Annotated in this window: 1 protein-coding gene; it reads right to left on the reverse strand. The window is 55.3% G+C overall.

Going from position 1 to position 237, the window contains the following annotated elements; translation table 11 throughout:
* On the reverse strand, nt 1-237 hold a 237-nt coding region (locus tag SB773_RS34530), incomplete at both ends, for a hypothetical protein (RefSeq protein WP_410595045.1).

Here is a 237-nt window from a genome sequence, read left to right on the forward strand (position 1 = left end):
GTTCGGAGGATAACGAGGCGAGAGTTCCTGGAACCAGGATTGCAATCTCGCCGCGTTCCAAGGTCAGTGAGCCTATGCGGTGGCCCGAGTCGTCAACGATCCGCTGTCGCTCTAAGTAGCTGTTGTTGACAACGATTCGGTTGCCGTAGTCAGGGTCGTAAACGTCCGAATTCGTGGCCGACGGGTTACTGCTAGCGAGCAACAAGCTGCCATCTTTACTCGTTTCAGCAATCACGG

It is taken from the genome of Bacillus sp. SIMBA_074 (assembly GCF_046534555.1).
Taxonomy (GTDB): Bacteria; Bacillota; Bacilli; order Bacillales; family Bacillaceae_G; genus Bacillus_A; species Bacillus_A mycoides.